An 18,320-nucleotide genomic window follows, 5' to 3' on the forward strand; every position below is an offset into this window, starting at 1 on the left:
GTTAATATATTACGGGTTTTCAATTAACATACGTAAGCAAAATTCCAATTTAGCGTAACAAAGGAGGAAGTTTTTGGTAAAATAGTAAACTTATTAACGAAGGAAAATTTTGAATATTACTTAACATTTGAAAAGAGGTGGTCGAATTGACGGCATTGATAGGCAGACGGATAGTCCAAATGATACTTTTATTATTTGGTGTTTCATTTGTCGTATTTATAAGCATGCATTTAGCTCCTGGGGATCCAGCCTCAATTATTGGCGGACCAACCGCCACAAAGTCCGATATCCTCAATATCCGGCATCGGCTTGGCCTTGATCAACCCATACTAGTTCAGTACTGGAATTACCTTGTCAATCTCCTCCACGGGAATCTAGGATATTCGTTTCAAACGCAGCGAACGGTATCAAGCGAAATTCTAACAAGACTCCCAAATACAGTCGAGTTAGCGATAGCGAGTGTTATTGTATCAATTATTATAGGTATTCCAGCAGGGATTATTTCAGCGCTTAAACAGAACTCATGGTTAGATGTTTTGAGCACAACGGTTTCTTTGGGCGGAATCTCAGTTCCTAACTTCTGGTTAGGAGCGATGTTAATTCTCATATTTGCCGTTCATTTTCAGTGGCTGCCAGTAGGTGGTTTGGATGCACCGATTTGGACATTGCAGGGTTTAAAAGAGATCCTCCTTCCAGCCTTTACTTTAGGAACCGGATCAGCCGCTATGATTGCAAGAATGAGCCGGTCCTCGATGTTAGAAATTATTCGTTCTGATTTTGTTCGAACGGCCCGAGCGAAAGGGGTCAAAGAACGAGTGGTAATATGGGTGCATTGTTTAAGAAATGCCATGATTCCAGTTATAACCGTTGTTGGGTTGAATTTTGGCTTCTTATTAGGTGGAACTATTATTACGGAACAAGTTTTTGCAATTAATGGAATCGGACGACTAATGGTGGAGTCTATTTCATCGAGAGATTTTCCAATGGTCCAAGGAGCAGTTCTTCTTGTTGCAGCCATATTTGTCGTTGTCAATCTAATTGTGGATATTGTCTACGTGCTCGTTGACCCAAGAATTAATTATGATTAATCACTAAAGGAAAGGAGGATGACCATGCAAACGGAAGTGAGTCCGCAGGTTTCTATTTCAGTAAAAAGAAAGCTTGGATTTCCAAAAGGGATACGCCTATTTCTAAGACACCGGCTGGCGGTTGTGGGTTTAGTCATTATTCTTGCTCAAATTGTTCTGGCACTTGGGGCCCATTGGTTTACTCCCTATGATCCTCTTGCTCAAGATCTATCGCACGCTAATCTAAAACCAGGAACACCTGGACATTGGCTAGGAACGGACAACTTTGGAAGGGATATGTGGTCTCGACTCATCTTTGGAGCAAGAATTTCATTGGCAGTCGGCTTTTCATCAGTTGTTTTTGGAACCGTCTTTGGTGTCATACTAGGTCTTTTAGCAGGGTATTATCGGTTGTTAGATGGAATCATTATGAGATTATCTGATTTAATGTTTGCTTTCCCTGGTATACTTCTTGCCTTACTTATTGTGGCGATCCTTGGCTCGAGCCTATTAAATGTCGTCATTGCCATTAGTATTTGGTCTGTGCCAAGCTGTGCAAGAATAGTGAGGGGCAGTGTGTTATCTGTAAAAAATAAAGAATATATAACAGCTATGAAATCATTGGGGGCAAGTGATTTTCGTATTATAGTCTGTCACATTCTTCCAAACTGTTTAGCTCCTATTATTGTGTTTGCTACGATGCACATGGCAACAGCCATTCTTTCAACTTCGTCTCTCAGCTTTTTAGGCTTAGGTGCTTCTCCTTCAACACCAGAATGGGGAGCGATGATTGCCGCGGGGCAACAGTATATGTGGCAAGCCCCTCACATGGTTATTGTTCCAGGAATCGCTATTATGTTGGTCGTCTTTGCTTTTAACGTTGTAGGGGATGCTTTAAGAGATATTCTTGATCCTAATTCAAACTAACTGAAAATTATAAAAAACAGGAGGGATTTATATGAAGAAAGCTTCTATAATTAAGCTATTAGCTGTCGTCTTCGTTTTAGGGCTTATCCTATCTGGATGCTCATCGTCGACATCAACGTCATCAAATGCATCAGGTTCAAACTCTGCCAGTAAAAATGCGCCACAAGAAATTACGTATGGCCAAACCTCAAAGGTGGTGGGTCTTTCACCCATCATGACAAACGACTCAGTTTCGCAAAACGTTATCAACCAAATCTATGAAACTTTGTTTAGAAGAGATTCCAAAACAAACAAAATTGAACCGCTGCTTGCAACTGGCTATGATAATCCAGATAAATTGACTTGGGTCATTCACCTTCGAAAAGGGGTGAAATTCCAAGATGGAACGCCTTTCAATGCCGAAGCAGTTAAGTATGATTTTGATAAATTCCGTGATCCAAAAACAGGTGCACCGCGGGGCTCTCTCCTAGCTGCTATTACAAGTGTGACGGTTAAGGATGATTACACAGTTGTTCTTAAAACAGCTAAACCATATGGTCCAATGCTAGCTGATCTATCGCATGGTAATGCCGCAATTGTCAGTCCAACGGCTGACAAAAAACAAGATCTAATGAAGAATCCAGTTGGTACAGGTCCATTTATGTTAAAAGAATGGGTGCCAGGGGATCATGTCACCCTTGTTAAGAATCCTAATTATTGGGGAAAAGCTCCAAAACTAGACAAAGTTACTTTTAAAGTCGTACCAGATGAAAACACCGCGATCTCAATGCTTCAAACTGGACAAATTGATTTTCTAGACAGTATTCCTGCCGAACAATGGGATCATGTTAAGTCATTGAACAATGTGACAACTGTCAAAAAAGCGGGAACACCTATTTCCTATCTCGCCTTTAACACCCAAAGAGCACCAATGAATGATTTGGCTTTTCGCCAAGCTGTTTCCTATGCGATTGATCGTGATGCCTATGTGAAACAATTAAATGGTCTCGGAACAAAATCCAATAGTATTATTGGACCAATGGTTTCTGGTTATGATCCTTCTGTAGAGAAGGAAGGGTACAATTATGATCCAGCTAAAGCGAAGAAACTCATTGATCAAAACGGCTGGAAAGGTAAAACCATTAATATGTTGGTTGCCAATACACCTAGCTATATGCAAATGGCCCAAATTGTTCAAGCCGATCTTAAGAAAGTCGGACTTAATGTTAAAATGACCACCATGGAATGGGGAACCTTCCTTGACGTTAGTAGAAAAGGGAACTTTGATATTACATTCCTTGGTTGGACAAACAGTACAGCTGATGGAAGTGAACTGCTCTATCCTAACCTTGCAACCGACAATATCGGGACGTCCAATATCCCACGCTATAGCAACAAGCAATTTGATGATCTTGTTAACCAATCTCGTTACTCTGTTGACCAAGATGTCCGCAATAAAGCATTAAACGAAGCGAATGAAATTGCGATTAAAGACGCACCTTGGGTAGTTATGGATGACAGTGATGTCTCACTTGCTTATAACAAAAACATTCAAGGGTTAGAAGTTAGTCCAGAAGGCAATTGGTATTTAAATAACGTTTATAGAAAGTAGGGATCTTATGACTGAGGAAATCCTCAACATCCAGGATCTCGCTATAGATTTTAAGACGGCTGAAGGTTCGCTTTCAGCCGTTCACAGCCTTTCTTTTTCATTGAAAAAAGGAGAGACGGTCTGTATTGTAGGCGAATCTGGATGTGGAAAAAGTATAAGCTCGCTTGCAATAATGGGATTGTTACCGAGCAACGGCCGGATTTCAAAAGGCAGCATTCTTTTTGAAGGGAAAGACCTTGGCCAATTAAAGCCTGAGCAAATGCGTAAAATTAGGGGGAATAAAATCTCGATGATTTTCCAAGAGCCGATGACTGCTCTTAACCCTGTTTTTACAATTGGCTTTCAGCTTCGGGAGCCATTAATGATCCATCAAGGGTTATCTAAGAAGGAAGCAAATAAGCGAGGAATTGAACTTCTGAAGCAAGTCGGTTTATCTTTGCCCGAACAGCGAATGAAACAATATCCTCATGAATTAAGCGGTGGGATGAGGCAACGTGTGATGATTGCGATCGCTTTAGCCTGTCATCCTCAGATTCTGATCGCCGATGAGCCTACGACGGCTTTGGACGTGACCATACAAGCGCAAATTCTAGATCTTATAAACGATCTTAAGGAACGGCTGCAAACAGGTGTTGTGATGATTACCCATGATATGGGCGTTGTGGCAGAGACGGCTGACCGAGTGGTTGTCATGTATGCCGGTGAAATTGTCGAAGATGGGTATGTGGAGGATATCTTTAACCATCCCCAGCATCCATATACACAAGGGCTTTTAGCTTCTGTTCCATCTGTTGATGGAGAAATAAAAGAATTGAAAGCCATTCCGGGATCAATGCCTAATATCAATGAAAAAATTGAGGGCTGCCGTTTTCACCCTCGATGTCCTTATGCTATGGATGCATGCCGCTCCAAAGCCCCCGATCTTTTCTCAGAAAAAGACCATCGAACAAGATGTTGGTTAAAGGCAGGTGAACCCGTTGGCGCAGGAAACACTCTTTCAAGTTAAAAATGTAAAAAAATATTATCCCATTAAAGGCGGCATGTTGCGTCGAACAAAGGCCGAAGTAAAAGCTGTGAATGGGGTTAGCCTTGATATTTTGAATGGAGAAACATTAGGCGTTGTCGGCGAATCAGGATGTGGAAAATCAACTTTAGGCCGTGCCATCTTAGGTCTTGAGCCTCTTACGGAAGGTCAGCTCATTTTTAAAGGGGATGAGATTCAGGGGCTATCGAAAAGCCAACTCAGACCATTTAAAAAATCGATGCAAATGATTTTTCAAGACCCATATGCCTCGCTTAACCCAAGACAACGGATCGGTCCTGCTATTGAGGAGGGGCTTAAAATTCATACCTCAATGGGATCTCGGGAAAGACGTGAGAAAGTAGAAGAGCTTTTAGTAGAGGTAGGGCTAAAAGCAGAATACTATGATCGTTTTCCTCACGAGTTCAGTGGCGGTCAACGCCAACGAATTGGGATTGCGCGTGCCTTAGCTCTTCAGCCTTCTTTCATCGTTTGTGATGAGGCGGTTTCGGCACTTGATGTTTCGGTTCAAGCTCAAGTTATTAATCTATTAAAAAAACTCCAAAGAGACTATGAGCTAACGTATCTATTTATTTCTCATGATTTAGGAGTGGTTCGTCATATTTCGGATCGTGTTTTAGTGATGTATCTAGGGAACATGGTTGAACTCGCACCATCAGAGGAGCTTTACGCCAACCCATTACATCCTTATACAAGAGCGTTGTTATCGGCTATTCCTCGAACAGAGCCGAAATCTAATCGAGAACGGATTAAACTTCAGGGTGAAATTCCAAGCCCGGCAGATCCGCCAAGCGGTTGTTCCTTCCATACACGTTGCCCATTAGCTACGGATATATGTCGCCAGGACAAACCGGAATGGCGCGAAGTCGGGAATAATCATTATGCTGCCTGTCACTTAGTCGATTAATTGAATGCCTTGTTTTGAAGAGTTATAGGTTTGGATGAGGGAGAGGGGATCGAAATGCTCCCTCCTTTTCATGTCTTAGTCCGCTTATTAAAAAGAAATGCGTATAAAACGTTGATTGCTAATCATAGCTTCGATTTAGGGGGAATTCATTATGGTACAGTTTGATCCGAATTATCATCCGTATGCTTCAAAACGCCCATCTTTTTATGCGAAAAACGGGATGGTGGCAACTTCACAACCTTTAGCCGCACAGGCTGGTTTGGAGATTCTTAAAAAAGGTGGCAATGCGGTCGATGCAGCCATCGCGACAGCCGCTTGTTTAACCGTTGTGGAGCCGACATCTAATGGAATTGGCGGTGATGCATTCGCCATTGTCTGGATGAAAAACGAGATGCATGGCTTAAATGCCAGCGGTCCTTCGCCAAAGGCTATTAGTATTGATGCTTTAAAAGAGCGTGGGATTGAAGAAATGCCGGTACATGGATTTACTCCTGTAAACGTACCGGGAACTCCTGCTGCCTGGGCCGCCCTTTCTAAACGATTCGGTCGCCTTTCTTTAACAGAAACGTTGGAGCCGGCTATTCGATTGGCAGAAGAAGGCTATCCGCTATCACCGACTCTTGGCAAGTTTTGGGCAGGGGCTTATCGTGCGTTTAAAAGCCGTTTACAGGAAGAGGAATTCTCACATTGGTTTGAGACGTTTGCACCTAATGGAAGAGCGCCAGAAGTGGGGGAAATGTGGTCCTCCAAAGGCCATGCCTCAACCCTTAGGTCAATTGCTGAAACAAATGCCGACTCCTTCTATCATGGAGAGTTAGCTGATAAAATCGATGCCTTCTCACGCCAATATAATGGCTTTTTAAGAAAAGAGGATCTTGAAGCATTTGAACCGGAATGGGTTAATCCTGTTTCAGTCAACTACAAAGGTTACGATGTATGGGAAATTCCGCCCAATGGTCAAGGAATTGTGGCCTTGATGGCATTAAATATTGTAGAAGGGCTTGAGATTAAGGAAAAAGAGAGTGTGGACACTTATCACAAGCAAATTGAGGCGTTAAAGCTTGCCTTTACAGATGGCAGAGAATACATTACCGACCCGAAAATGATGGCGCAATCCGTAGAAGGACTGCTATCAAAAACTTATGCAGCAGAGAGACGCGCCTTAATTGGTGAGGGAGCGATCACCCCTGAGGTGGGTCACCCGCCAAAAGGAGGAACGGTTTATTTAGCGACAGCGGATGGGGAAGGCAATATGGTTTCCTATATTCAAAGTAATTACATGGGCTTTGGCTCAGGTCTTGTCGTTCCTGGAACAGGGATTGCACTTGCTAACCGCGGGCATAATTTTTCTCTTGATCCGAACCACCAAAATGCTCTTGCACCTGGAAAACGTACTTATAACACAATAATCCCTGGTTTCTTAACAAAAGGCGGAAAAGCCGTTGGACCGTTTGGTGTTATGGGAGGCTTCATGCAGCCACAAGGGCATATGCAAGTTATCATGAATACTATTGACTTCCACCTTCATCCGCAGGCCGCTTTGGATGCGCCGCGTTGGCAGTGGATGCAAGATAAAGTCATCGCAGTTGAGCCGAATTTTCCTCATCACATGGCACAAGGATTGGCCAAAAAAGGCCATCAAATCAGAATTGAGCTCGAGCCGAATGGATTTGGCCGCGGTCAGATCATCTGGAGAGATCCAGAAACTGGTGTTTTAGTTGGTGGGACGGAGTCTAGAACGGACGGGACTGTAGCTGCTTGGTAAGACATCAGGAGTAACTAGCGATTTCAAGGATGAATTTCTCTATTTTAGGTGAAAGTGGCAAGGGGAAATCTTTCCCTTGTCACAGCACTTATGGTGAGTTTGTTATAAAAGTAACTAAAAGAGAGTTTGGTGGATATGAAATTATGGCAGCTTTGGATAGCATTTTTTCGAGCTGGTCTTTTAGGTTATGGAGGAGGTCCCTCTGCGATTCCGCTTGTTCATAAGGAAGTGGTTGACCGGTATAAATGGATGACGGATGATGATTTTGGCGATGTGCTTGCCCTTGCGAATGCTTTGCCGGGTCCCATTGCGACCAAGCTGGCAGGGTATGTTGGCTGGCGGGAAGCCGGTTTTTTAGGTATGCTGGTTTCGCTTTTAGCAACTTGTTTACCTACTATTCTTTTGATGATTATCCTTTTAGTTTTCTTAAGCTCTTTTCAAAACCAAGCATGGGTGAAGGGAATGACGCGGGCAGTTGTTCCGATTGTTGCGGTTATGCTTGGGACCATGACCTGGCAATTTTTTAGTAAATCCCAGAAAGAGATGGGCTGGGTCAAGGCAATTCTTCTTACTGCAGCCTGTTTTGTAGCTCTTCAAATTTTTGGAATACATCCTGCCATTATTATTGCTATTCTCTTATTGGCTGCATTACTGATCCCAAGCAAAAAAGAGGAAGTGAAAATGGAATCTGAGAAAGGGGTGAGCTAATGCTGACACTATGGCACCTATTTTTAGCCTTTTTTATTCCAGGGATCCTGGGTTATGGCGGCGGCCCCGCTTCGATTCCTCTTGTTGAACACGAGGTTGTTAATACATATCACTGGATGAATGTTGATGAGTTTAGCCGTGTCCTGGCACTCGGGAACAGTCTGCCAGGTCCCATTGCCACTAAAATGGCCGGTTACATAGGTTTCGTCAATGGTGGTCTTTTAGGCGGAGTGGCGGCTCTCTTTGCAACAGTTGCCCCATCCATGCTTCTTATGATTGTTTTATTAAAGATCCTTTATAAATTTAAAGACTCCCCTAAGGTAAAGCGCCTGACCCTGTTAATCCGCCCAACTATAGCGGTTTTACTTGGTCTCATGACCTATGACTTCTTGCACGACTCTGTAACAAAAAGCGGTTGGACACAATCCATTATCTTGGTTTTGGTTGGCTATATCCTCCTTGAACGCATTAAAATTCACCCAGCCTTCGTTATTGTCGCTGCCTTATGCTACGGTGCACTTTTAATGTGAGGGGACTGTCCCCTTTTTGTGCTGCCAGCAACCATTCAAAAAGCTAGAACCCTCTCGCATAAAGGGTTCTAGCTTTTTTAACTCTGTCCCCACTTACTTTAAAGTAACGAAGTGGTTATAAGGAAGGTAAGGGGATGGAGAAACGTTGAGGGGACTGTCCCCCCCATGACAAAAGTAGTTATAATTCGATATATTTCGAAAAAGGAAACAACCCTATAAATAGAGAATTTATATTTATATGAGTGTAATAAGATTAAGACTTTATTTTAAGGGGGAGAAGAGGATGAGTTTAATGAGAAGATGGAAGCGAAAGATGCTCACCGTGGCAGCTGCGAGCGCACTGGCAATTGGTGTAATGCCGCTTAGTACAACGCATGCGGCGACAGGTTCTGCAGCGTCTAGTGATGAGAGCATCCAGCAGGGGGTTGGCCAAGATATTTTGAGCAATGCCAATTATTTTGGGGATATGGATCCAAGCGCAGTTGTCCAAGTAGACATTGTTATGAAAGTGCAAAATCAATCCCAATTGCAAAAGTACATCAATGAAACCGTCACACCTGGAAACAAAAACTATCATAAGTACTTAAGTGTGGATCAATTTAAAGATTATTTTGCCCCAAGCACTTCACAAGTTAAAAAGGTAACAGATTATCTTAAATCCTTTGGTATTAAATCATCTGTCTATAAAGATAATTTGATCATTACCGCGACAGGGACGGTTGCTCAGCTTAATAAAGCTTTTAGTGTAGACATTCAAAAAGCAGGATATAAAGGAAAATCATTCCACGCCACTCGAAAGGCCCCAAGAGCCCCTAAAAAAGTAGCGGATAATATTTTATGTATTCTAGGCTTAAGCAACTATTCCAATTTAACTTCTAATGCTGTCAAACAAAAAGTGGATTCCCCGGCCAAAAGCAAGGATTCAAGCTATGTACCGGGTGAATTAACACCTCAAGATTTGATTAAGCAATATAATGTTCAAGGACTTTATGACGAAGGGGCAACGGGTAAGGGGCAAACGATTGGCATTGTGACTTTGGCTGATTTTAATACCCAAGATGCTAACACTTTCTGGGATAAAATGGGGATAAAAACAAAACCAAATCGAATCTCAAAGATTAATGTTGATGGTGGATCCGGTTGGGACGGGTACGATGAAACGGCTATCGATGTTGAACAATCCGGAGCCTTAGCTCCAGATGCCAACATAAACGTCTACGTGGCCCCCAACACGGATACTGGTTTCGTTGATGGATTTGCAAAAGCGATTAATGATAACGTGGCACAACAGATTTCTGTAAGTTGGGGAATGAGTGAAACGCTTATCACTCAAGCTGTCGAGGCTAATCAAGAAACACCTGAGTATGCAGACGTGTATAATCAACTCTTTATGCAGGCTGCCGCACAAGGGATTTCTATGTTTGCAGCAGCAGGGGATGCCGGAGCGTATGATACGGCTAGACAGGTAGACTATTATGATTTATCTGTAGATAACCCTGCTGACAGCCCCTATATTACAGCAGCAGGTGGGACAACCTTACCGCAAGACTGGATAGCTTCAACTGGTGATGAGGTGAAAGTGGATAAGGAACGAGCCTGGGGTTGGGATTATCTCTTTCCTCTATTGAACGACTTAGGCTTAGGTATGGATTCTGGCTATTATATTTCAGGTGGCGGTGGTGGCTTTAGTAAATATTTCGCGACCCCTGATTACCAAAAAGGTGTAAAAGGGGTTAATAAATATACTGGAGTGACAGATTTCACTATTAGTAGTGATTTAACCACAGCAACTGTCAATTCAAACCCAACACTAGTTAAAGGAACTGGGAAAGGAAGAAATGTGCCAGACCTTTCTATGAACGCTGACCCTGAATCCGGTTATCTTCTCTATTTGGGTGACGCGGGTACAGGAGATAACGGTGGATTCCAAGAGGGCTGGGGTGGGACAAGCTTTGTTGCACCACAACTGAACGGCCTATCCGCTTTAATTAATAGTGTGAATGGTGGCCGTGTCGGTTTCTGGAACCCGCAAATTTATCGTTTTGCTAAAGAAAACAATTCCCCATTAACGCCTTTAAATGACCAAGGGACAAGTAATGATAATTTATTCTTTACAGGAACACCTGGAACCCTCTACAATCAAGCGACGGGTTTAGGTACACCAGACGTAACCGCCCTAGCCAAGCATTTCTTTGCTGATGGAAAGGGCAACAACGGTCATGGTCACGGTCATGGACGAGGCCACCGCTAATAAGGTGAGTAAAAGGGCAGCTTACGAGCTGCCCTTTATTCGTTGTCTCTATAAGTTGGGGGAGGGTATTTGCTCTAAATTAATAAATTTGAGATTTTTTGAAATTAATAGTATTATTAAATCCGCACTATTTAATAGAGAATAGATTTTCAGAGGGGGAGTACATAATGAGTTTTAGCAGAAAGTGGAAGCGAAAGGTGCTGACCATAGTAGCAGCGAGTGCTCTGGCCGTTGGAATTGTCCCTGGGGTAACACATGCGGCTGCAGGGTCCGATGCCTCAAGTACAACTAAGGTGACGGTTCCACAAGGAATAGGCGCCAACGTCCTAAGTAACGCTGATTACTTTGGTGGCGAAGATCCAAGTGATGTCGTCACAATTGATGTCGTTTTAAAAGTTCAAAATAAGGATCAACTAGCGGACTATATCAATGAAACGGTAACACCTGGAAATAATAAATATCATAAGTTTTTAAATGTCTCACAATTTAAAGCAAAGTATGCACCAAGCCCAAATCAAGTTAATGCGGTTACGAAATACTTTAAATCGTATGGTATTCAAACTACCGCTTATCCAGATAATTTAATTGTTTCTGCAACGGGGACAGTGGCGCAGCTTAACAAAGCATTGAATGTTGATATTCAAAAGGCAAGTTATAAAGGGAAGTTTTTCCATGCTTCTAAGAAGGATCCAAAAGTTCCTTCGACTTTGGCCGACGCTATTTTGTGTATCCTTGGTTTGAGTGACTACTCTGGTTTTTCAACCAATACAGTTAAACCAGTCGTTAAGAATTCAACTAATACTGCAAATGATTTACATGGAAATCTCTCTCCACAAGATTTTGCTAACCAATACGATTTAAAAGGTCTATATGATCAAGGAGCAACAGGTAAAGGGCAAACGATTGGCATTGTAACTTTAGCTGACTTTGACACCAATTGGGCTTATACTTTTTGGAAAGAAGCCGGCCTAAGTGTGGATCAAAATCGAATCAACGAAATCAATGTTGACGGTGGTTCAGGTACAGATGGGGCAGAGGAGACAGCTTTGGATGTTGAGCAATCCGGCTCAGTTGCACCAGACGCTAAAATCAATGTTTACGTTGCACCGAATAACGATTCTGGCTTTGTCGATGGTTTTGCTAAGGCCATCAACGACAACCAAGCTTCATCACTATCTGTTAGCTGGGGACAAAGCGAAAGTTCGATCGACTACTTTGTGGATCAAGATTGGGAAACCCCTGCCTATGCTGAAGTCTTTAACCAATTGTTTATGCAAGCAGCTGCACAAGGGATCTCGACATTTGCTTCAGCTGGGGATTCAGGAGCTTATGATAATGCCCGTTTAGCTGGTTATAAGCCAATACTTCCTGGATTCACGGCTTATGATCTGACTGTTGATGACCCAGCAGATAGCCCATATATTACGGCAGCAGGCGGTACGACATTGCCAGTTGGAACTCCAGCAGCTCTCGGAGTTAAAAAAGAACGAGCATGGGGCTGGGATTACCTCCAACCTCTGCTTCAACAACTCGGATATGGTATCGACTCTGGTCTATACTTTGTTGGCGGCGGCGGTGGTTTCAGTAACATCTTCGCAACTCCAGATTATCAAAAAGACGTGTCAGGTGTTAACACTTATACGGGAATCACTGATTTTAATGTGACAGATGATAGCCCAACCGTTAATCAAGATCCTAAGCTTGTAACTGGAACTGGAACAGGAAGAAATATGCCAGACCTCGCTCTAAATGCCGACCCTGAATCCGGTTATGCGATTTATGGCTATGATGCCGATACGGATGCCGTTGATTGGTATGGAATTGGCGGTACGAGTGCTGTTGCCCCTCAATTAAATGGAATCACGGCTTTGATCAACAGCGCAGGCGGTGGTCGTGTAGGCTTCTGGAACCCGCAAATTTATCGTTTTGCTCAACAAGCCAACTCACCGTTTACCCCGCTTAACGATCAAGGAACAAGCAATGACAACTTGTACTACACTGGTACCCCAGGAACCCTCTATAACCAAGCAACCGGTTTAGGAACCCCTGATGTGACTAAGCTTGCTAAAGACTTTTTGGGGGACTGACCCCTTTTAGCGCTTAAAATAGCCAAACAAAAAGCTAAAACCCTTTTGAACAAAGGGTTTTAGCTTTTTTAGCTCTGTCCCCAGTTGCGTTAAAGCGCTGCAGTGTTTAGTGGGATTGCGTTGATAAATGAGCCTCTGGGGGGGACTGACCTCCTAACGATTTTTCTCAACAAACTCTTTATAAGCTTCAATGTTATAAAAATGGGAAAGGGTTTTGGCAGGATCAATAAGGGGACTTGCTTCTCCGTTTAGATAAAGGGAATAACTGCTCCATTTGTACTCTTCAGGAGATCTAACTAGATTGGCTTCCAAAGGATTTCGGTGGATGTAGCGACTGACTTCTAAGAAATAATGGGTATCTAAAATCAGCTTTGAACCATACCTGCCTTGAAAAACATGTCCATCCAGTTGGTGCATTCGGTTAAAATAAATGGCGTATTTCGTATGAGCTAGCTTCATAATATCACCAATATGGTGGTCACTTGTTTCAATTTGTAAGTGAAGATGATTGGTCATTAGGCAGTAAGAATGAACAATAAAGGGATATTTCTCTTTTACTTCTAATAAAATGGAGAGATATTTGGCGAAGTCCTTCGGGGTTAGGAAAATAGAAGAATGACGATTTCCTCGTGCATAGACATGATAGGTGGCACCTGGAAACCAATGGCGGATCCTCCGGGGCATAACACAAGTCCTTTCATTAAGTTTAATTACTATTTCGAGAAATAAAGAGGGAATTCCTTTATTTTGGGGGGACTGACCCCAATAAAGAGATCCCACCAATCAAACTCAGGTAAATTCCTTGCTCCAATAAGATTCTGCGAGTGTCAGCACTGTCCCCACATGCGTTAAATCGGTAAAGCAAATACCTGCTTTGTTGAGGAAAAGTAAAACGAGGGGGACTGACCCCCAAAAAATTAGGCATATCAACCCATCCCAAACAATAAAATGTTACAAAACTCACAATTCGGTTTGTTGAGAAGATTGCGGTTCTTTGTGTTGAGAGTCCGCGTGTTTTCTGGAAGTTTCTGTTCAAATCGACTGTTTTTATTACTATTGGGAGGCGAGTGGTGTGCACGATTACATCAAAGAGCGAACCATCAAGATTGGCAGGCATATCGTGGAGACAAAAAAGACAGTGCGAGTCATCGCCAAGGAATTTGGCGTCTCCAAAAGTACGGTCCATAAAGATCTGACCGAACGGCTTCCTATTATTAATGCTGAGCTTGCAAACGAAGTAAAAAACGTCCTTGATTACCACAAATCGATTCGACATCTAAGAGGCGGGGAAGCAACAAGAATGAAATACCGTCAAACGCTTGAGGAGGAAGAAGAAGCCAAAGTTGAGAAAGTGTAAGGCATCCCGGTGACTAGTCCATTAGTGACACCGTTTATTTCATATAAGAGAAAGTTAATTTATAGGGGCTAGTCTAACCCTTCATCAATTAAAGGCAATTATCCTGCCCTACCTTACTTATGTTATTTAAGACGAAGACATCTCTAGATTAAATCAATTTCATTCAAATAGAAGACACCACTTTATACCTCCTATCATTTTTATCCTTCCTTGCAAATGCCATTCTTCTATACCATCCATCCATTATTAAAAAAATTTGAATTAAATCATCAATGTTGGAAGATAAGTAAGCATCCCTTTAGAGGATGAAAAGCATAGCGAAACTAGAGAGCCGTTTCGTTCGGTCTTCTGGTTTCGCTATTTTTATAATCATTGTGAAGGCTTCTATTTCGGCGGGGGTTAACAGCTGAAAAACCCATTTTTTTGTCTTGAGAAGCTGCATATGACGATTCGACAGAAAGTTCACTATTCCGACAAAAGGTCAAGAAAGGAGCATAAAAAACGTTTTTTCAGAGTTCAGCTCTGCCCATTTAAATAAAACATCAATAGTGGGAGGAAAATAAGCATAAAATAAGTGTTTTTTTTAGCATTTTAGGTCTACGTGTTCTGAAAAGTTTATGATAGAATAGATGTAGCTTTGTCGAATTCTAACGAAATTTTAATGCTACTTGAATGAGAATATATTTAAATAAAAAATGTGTATAAACATGTTTTAGGGAGGATACGGAATGTTTTCTAGAGATATCGGAATAGATCTCGGAACAGCAAATGTTCTTATTTATGTAAAGGGGAGAGGTATTGTCCTGAACGAGCCTTCTGTTGTTGCGATCGACACTAAGACACAGAGGCCGCTTGCAGTAGGGGAAGAAGCACGCCGAATGGTCGGAAGAACGCCAGGGAATATTGTGGCTATTCGTCCCTTGAGAGATGGAGTTATTGCGGACTTCGAAATTACTGAAGTTATGTTGAAGCATTTTATCAATAAAATTAATGTCAAAGGTTTTTTGGCAAAGCCTCGTATTCTCATCTGCACCCCGACGAACATCACATCCGTTGAGCAAAAAGCGATTCGTGAAGCAGCAGAGAAAAGCGGAGGCAAGACCATCTATCTTGAGGAAGAGCCAAAGGTAGCAGCGGTCGGCGCAGGTATGGACATTTTCCAACCGAGCGGAAATATGGTTATTGACATTGGCGGTGGAACAACAGATATTGCGGTCTTGTCAATGGGTGATATCGTGACGGCTTCCTCTATTCGTATGGCAGGGGATAAGTTCGACCAAGAAATTCTCAATTATATCAAAAGAGAATATAAATTACTGATCGGTGAACGGACAGCTGAGGATATTAAAATCGCAGTGGCAACGGTCTATCCGGGTTCTAGAAATGAGGAAATCTCGATTCGCGGCCGTGATATGGTGTCAGGTCTTCCTAAGACACTTTCCATTACATCAAATGAAATTCAACGTGCCCTCGAAGAACCTGTTTCTTCTATTGTACAAGCTGCAAAGAATGTCCTTGAACGCACCCCTCCTGAATTGTCTGCTGATATTATTGATCGCGGGGTCATTTTAACAGGTGGAGGCGCACTGCTTCATGGTATTGACCAACTGCTTGCTTCTGAATTGAAGGTTCCAGTAGTGATTGCCGAAAATCCAATGACATGTGTAGCTGAAGGAACTGGGAAGATGCTTGAGCATCTCGATAAGCTGCCACGCACCAAATTCAACTGACACAAGGGAAATGGTGTAAAAACAGCCCTCTAGCCAGAGCGGCTTTTACACTATTCTTATAAAAATCCTGTCTGTCTTGCTCTTTTATGGTAATCTAATAATAGAATTTAAAAAGGGGACCACTTGAGGTGCCCTTCTATTTTTATGTGAAAGGGGAGTCTCGGGATGCCAACCCCTCTCGACCCTAACGACGAAAAGCCATTAATCGATTTACCAGATAAGAAACAAAAGGATCAACAGGAAGAACCGGAAAACCAAAAGCCGCTGAATCTTGATCGTATTTTGACTGAAGAAGAGGCGCTTGCCAAAGAGAAACCGACTCAAGGGACACCGGACGCTATGCCTGAAGAGAGCGACCCAGTTCAGGAATCAAATGGACAAGTATCCGAGAAACGCGGGAACAGTCCTGTCCAAGCTGAAAGGGCGACTAGTCTTGTTCAGGTGTCCGATTTGCCGGGAGAAGAAGAATCAGAGGACCAGATGGCGGAATCTGTTCCCGAGACAGTCGACAGTCCGGCTCAAGAAACAATGCAAGCAGCTGTTGGAGCACCTTCTCTCACTCCTTCAGATCCATCAAGTGAACCTGTTGGTCAAACGTCTCCATCATCTGCACCGGTACAAAGCCGAGAAACGTTAAGAAAACAACGCCTTAAGGAAGAACAGGCTCCTGAGGGAAGCAAGAAACAGAAAGAAAAAGAAGAAGAAAAGTCAAGGGCAGCTAAGTGCAAAAAAGAAGAGCAAGAAACGAAGCGATTGAAGGTTCGTCTTTTCCCTATTTGGTTAAGATTAGTGATCATTCTTGTCCTCTGCATAGTAGCCACAATAGGCGGTTCAATGGTAGGGTATGGCTTTATTGGAAAAGGAAATCCAATGGATGTCTTTAATCTGCATACTTGGACGCATATTCGGGATATTATTTACGCAAAAAAATAGGTAAGGTATATTGTCCTTAGAAAGGTGATATAAAATGTTAACATTAGAAGAAATCAAAGCTATTTTACCGCATAGATATCCATTCTTGTTAATCGATCGCATTCTTGAAGTAGAAGAAGGAAAGAAAGCAGTGGGTCTAAAAAATGTCTCCGGTAACGAAGAGTTTTTTAACGGCCATTTTCCTGACTACGCCGTTATGCCGGGTGTTCTAATAGTAGAGGCATTAGCCCAAGTAGGGGCCGTTGCCCTTTTGAAAAAAGAAGAAAATCAAGGCCGTCTTGCCTTCTTCGCTGGGATTGATAATTGCCGATTCAAACGGCAAGTAAGGCCGGGAGATCAACTTCACTTGGAAGTGGAACTCACGCGCGTTCGCGGCAAAGTGGGTAAAGGAAAAGGCGTAGCCACTGTCGACGGAGAGCTTGTCTGTGAGACAGAGATCATGTTTGCTCTTGGCGAGGCAGCAGTTGACTAAAAAGCCGATAGAGAGCCCCCCGTCCGAACAGGGCTGGGGGCTTTAAAGTTGTCATACATAAGAAATTAGGCAAGAATGCATGAAAACAATCCGTTTCGATCAATTTAAGGGTAAATCAGATTGTGACGTTTTCGACACTTTTTCTCATAATGCCCCATTGCATTGGCTAGATTGTCGACATATAATGTGTGTTATGATAGCTTAAATGTATGTGTTTTGGGCGCTTTGAAGGAGTAAGGCTGATTTGAAATGAGTTATTAAATGCGGGTTTCTTGTAGCCTTTATTCTGCGTCCTATAGGGGATTCGCAACTGTTTTGGGGTAAGACAAGAAAACAGGTTAATTTGGGTCCACTAAATTTGGGCGAAAAGACGGAGATGGTTTTCAGGAGGGGCCGGCAGCATGAGTCCCCGAGAGAAGACAGCGTCAAAATGGGATACAAGCTTTAGATTCAAAAAGAGATCGTTCTTTCAAAAGAAAGAAGGAATATATCATGAAACGAGTTTTAACATACGGAACGTTTGATATCTTGCATTGGGGTCACGTTCATCTATTAAAACGTGCAAGAGAATTAGGGGATCATTTAACTGTGGGTCTTTCCACAGATGAATTTAATAAGTTAAAAGGAAAAGAAGCTTACACGAACTATGATCATCGAAAGCTTGTGTTGGAGTCCATTCGTTACGTTGACCGGGTGATTCCAGAACGGAATTGGGAACAGAAGATTTCAGATGTCCTCGAATATGACATTGATATCTTTGTAATGGGAGATGACTGGGAAGGAAAGTTTGATTTTCTTAAAGACTATTGTCAGGTTATTTATCTGCCTAGAACATTAGGTGTTTCAACAACAAAAATTAAGCATGACTTATCTTCGTCCAATGGTTAGAGAACTTTTTATTTCTTTATACGTCCTTTTTGTTCGTTTTATTAGTACGATTTGCCGGTTATTTC

Annotated in this window: 16 protein-coding genes; 15 read left to right on the forward strand and 1 reads right to left on the reverse strand. The window is 42.5% G+C overall.

Annotation, left to right across the window (positions count from 1 at the left end; all coding sequences use genetic code 11):
- Positions 1-146 precede the first annotated feature (146 nt).
- The 10 genes from nikB (at position 147) to PU629_RS01870 (ending at position 12,875) form a co-directional block, all read left to right on the forward strand.
- Positions 147-1,088, forward strand: a complete 942-nt coding sequence (gene nikB, locus PU629_RS01825; protein ID WP_275282560.1) for a nickel ABC transporter permease — start codon at positions 147-149, stop codon at positions 1,086-1,088.
- Between the two features lie 24 nt (positions 1,089-1,112).
- A complete protein-coding gene (locus PU629_RS01830; RefSeq protein ID WP_275282561.1) occupies positions 1,113-1,994 on the forward strand; it encodes an ABC transporter permease in 882 nt (293 codons plus the stop codon).
- Positions 1,995-2,025: 31 nt separating this feature from the next.
- Entirely contained in the window at positions 2,026-3,585 is a 1,560-nt protein-coding gene (locus PU629_RS01835) for a glutathione ABC transporter substrate-binding protein (RefSeq protein ID WP_275282562.1), read from the forward strand.
- Positions 3,586-3,592: 7 nt separating this feature from the next.
- A complete protein-coding gene (locus tag PU629_RS01840; RefSeq protein WP_275282563.1) occupies positions 3,593-4,591 on the forward strand; it encodes an ABC transporter ATP-binding protein in 999 nt (332 codons plus the stop codon).
- Entirely contained in the window at positions 4,563-5,534 is a 972-nt protein-coding gene (locus PU629_RS01845) for an ABC transporter ATP-binding protein (protein ID WP_275282564.1), read from the forward strand. The genes PU629_RS01840 and PU629_RS01845 overlap by 29 nt, the downstream gene beginning before the upstream one ends.
- A gap of 151 nt (positions 5,535-5,685) precedes the next feature.
- A complete protein-coding gene (locus PU629_RS01850) occupies positions 5,686-7,299 on the forward strand; it encodes a gamma-glutamyltransferase family protein (RefSeq protein WP_275282565.1) in 1,614 nt (537 codons plus the stop codon).
- A 135-nt stretch (positions 7,300-7,434) separates the two neighbouring features.
- Positions 7,435-8,007, forward strand: a complete 573-nt coding sequence (locus PU629_RS01855) for a chromate transporter (RefSeq protein ID WP_275284335.1) — start codon at positions 7,435-7,437, stop codon at positions 8,005-8,007.
- The gene (locus PU629_RS01860; RefSeq protein ID WP_275282566.1) at positions 8,007-8,537 is read left to right on the forward strand and encodes a chromate transporter; all 531 of its coding nucleotides are present in this window, start codon (positions 8,007-8,009) and stop codon (positions 8,535-8,537) included. Before PU629_RS01855 ends, PU629_RS01860 begins: the two co-directional genes overlap by 1 nt.
- 283 nt (positions 8,538-8,820) lie before the next feature.
- Positions 8,821-10,788: a S53 family peptidase gene (locus PU629_RS01865; protein ID WP_275282567.1), complete on the forward strand. Its 1,968-nt coding sequence runs from the start codon at positions 8,821-8,823 to the stop codon at positions 10,786-10,788.
- Between the two features lie 167 nt (positions 10,789-10,955).
- Positions 10,956-12,875 (forward strand): S53 family peptidase, encoded by a 1,920-nt coding sequence (locus tag PU629_RS01870; RefSeq protein WP_275282568.1) that lies wholly within the window; start codon positions 10,956-10,958, stop codon positions 12,873-12,875.
- A gap of 153 nt (positions 12,876-13,028) precedes the next feature.
- On the opposite strand, the gene PU629_RS01875 is transcribed toward PU629_RS01870, so the two are convergent.
- Complete coding sequence (locus tag PU629_RS01875; protein WP_275282569.1) at positions 13,029-13,559, reverse strand: transposase; 531 nt, start codon at positions 13,557-13,559, stop codon at positions 13,029-13,031.
- 388 nt (positions 13,560-13,947) lie between these two features.
- Between PU629_RS01875 and spoIIID the strand changes: the two genes are divergently transcribed.
- The 5 genes from spoIIID to tagD all read left to right on the forward strand — a co-directional run bounded on the left by spoIIID (position 13,948) and on the right by tagD (position 18,255).
- Entirely contained in the window at positions 13,948-14,232 is a 285-nt protein-coding gene (gene spoIIID / locus PU629_RS01880) for a sporulation transcriptional regulator SpoIIID (RefSeq protein ID WP_275282570.1), read from the forward strand.
- Positions 14,233-14,960: 728 nt separating this feature from the next.
- Positions 14,961-15,962: a rod shape-determining protein gene (gene mreB, locus PU629_RS01885; RefSeq protein WP_275282571.1), complete on the forward strand. Its 1,002-nt coding sequence runs from the start codon at positions 14,961-14,963 to the stop codon at positions 15,960-15,962.
- Between the two features lie 165 nt (positions 15,963-16,127).
- Positions 16,128-16,895: a DNA-directed RNA polymerase subunit beta gene (locus PU629_RS01890; protein ID WP_275282572.1), complete on the forward strand. Its 768-nt coding sequence runs from the start codon at positions 16,128-16,130 to the stop codon at positions 16,893-16,895.
- 34 nt (positions 16,896-16,929) lie between these two features.
- On the forward strand, positions 16,930-17,367 hold the full coding sequence (gene fabZ / locus PU629_RS01895; protein ID WP_275282573.1) for a 3-hydroxyacyl-ACP dehydratase FabZ: 438 nt from the start codon (positions 16,930-16,932) through the stop codon (positions 17,365-17,367).
- A gap of 492 nt (positions 17,368-17,859) precedes the next feature.
- Positions 17,860-18,255: a glycerol-3-phosphate cytidylyltransferase gene (gene tagD, locus PU629_RS01900; protein WP_275282574.1), complete on the forward strand. Its 396-nt coding sequence runs from the start codon at positions 17,860-17,862 to the stop codon at positions 18,253-18,255.
- The last annotated feature ends 65 nt before the right edge of the window (positions 18,256-18,320 follow it).

It is taken from the genome of Pullulanibacillus sp. KACC 23026 (genome assembly GCF_029094525.1).
In the GTDB taxonomy this organism is placed as follows: domain Bacteria; phylum Bacillota; class Bacilli; order Bacillales; family Sporolactobacillaceae; genus KACC-23026.

Bases quoted from the DNA above. Each gene is read 5' to 3' on its own strand.
- PU629_RS01830 (WP_275282561.1), top strand. From the start codon at position 1,113: ATGCAAACGGAAGTGAGTCCGCAGGTTTCTATTTCAGTAAAAAGAAAG.
- tagD (WP_275282574.1), top strand. From the start codon at position 17,860: ATGAAACGAGTTTTAACATACGGAACGTTTGATATCTTGCATTGGGGT.
- PU629_RS01835 (WP_275282562.1), top strand. From the start codon at position 2,026: ATGAAGAAAGCTTCTATAATTAAGCTATTAGCTGTCGTCTTCGTTTTA.
- PU629_RS01870 (WP_275282568.1), top strand. From the start codon at position 10,956: ATGAGTTTTAGCAGAAAGTGGAAGCGAAAGGTGCTGACCATAGTAGCA.
- PU629_RS01840 (WP_275282563.1), top strand. From the start codon at position 3,593: ATGACTGAGGAAATCCTCAACATCCAGGATCTCGCTATAGATTTTAAG.
- PU629_RS01860 (WP_275282566.1), top strand. From the start codon at position 8,007: ATGCTGACACTATGGCACCTATTTTTAGCCTTTTTTATTCCAGGGATC.
- PU629_RS01855 (WP_275284335.1), top strand. From the start codon at position 7,435: ATGAAATTATGGCAGCTTTGGATAGCATTTTTTCGAGCTGGTCTTTTA.
- PU629_RS01850 (WP_275282565.1), top strand. From the start codon at position 5,686: ATGGTACAGTTTGATCCGAATTATCATCCGTATGCTTCAAAACGCCCA.
- PU629_RS01865 (WP_275282567.1), top strand. From the start codon at position 8,821: ATGAGTTTAATGAGAAGATGGAAGCGAAAGATGCTCACCGTGGCAGCT.
- PU629_RS01890 (WP_275282572.1), top strand. From the start codon at position 16,128: ATGCCAACCCCTCTCGACCCTAACGACGAAAAGCCATTAATCGATTTA.
- PU629_RS01875 (WP_275282569.1), bottom strand. From the start codon at position 13,559: ATGCCCCGGAGGATCCGCCATTGGTTTCCAGGTGCCACCTATCATGTC.
- fabZ (WP_275282573.1), top strand. From the start codon at position 16,930: ATGTTAACATTAGAAGAAATCAAAGCTATTTTACCGCATAGATATCCA.
- mreB (WP_275282571.1), top strand. From the start codon at position 14,961: ATGTTTTCTAGAGATATCGGAATAGATCTCGGAACAGCAAATGTTCTT.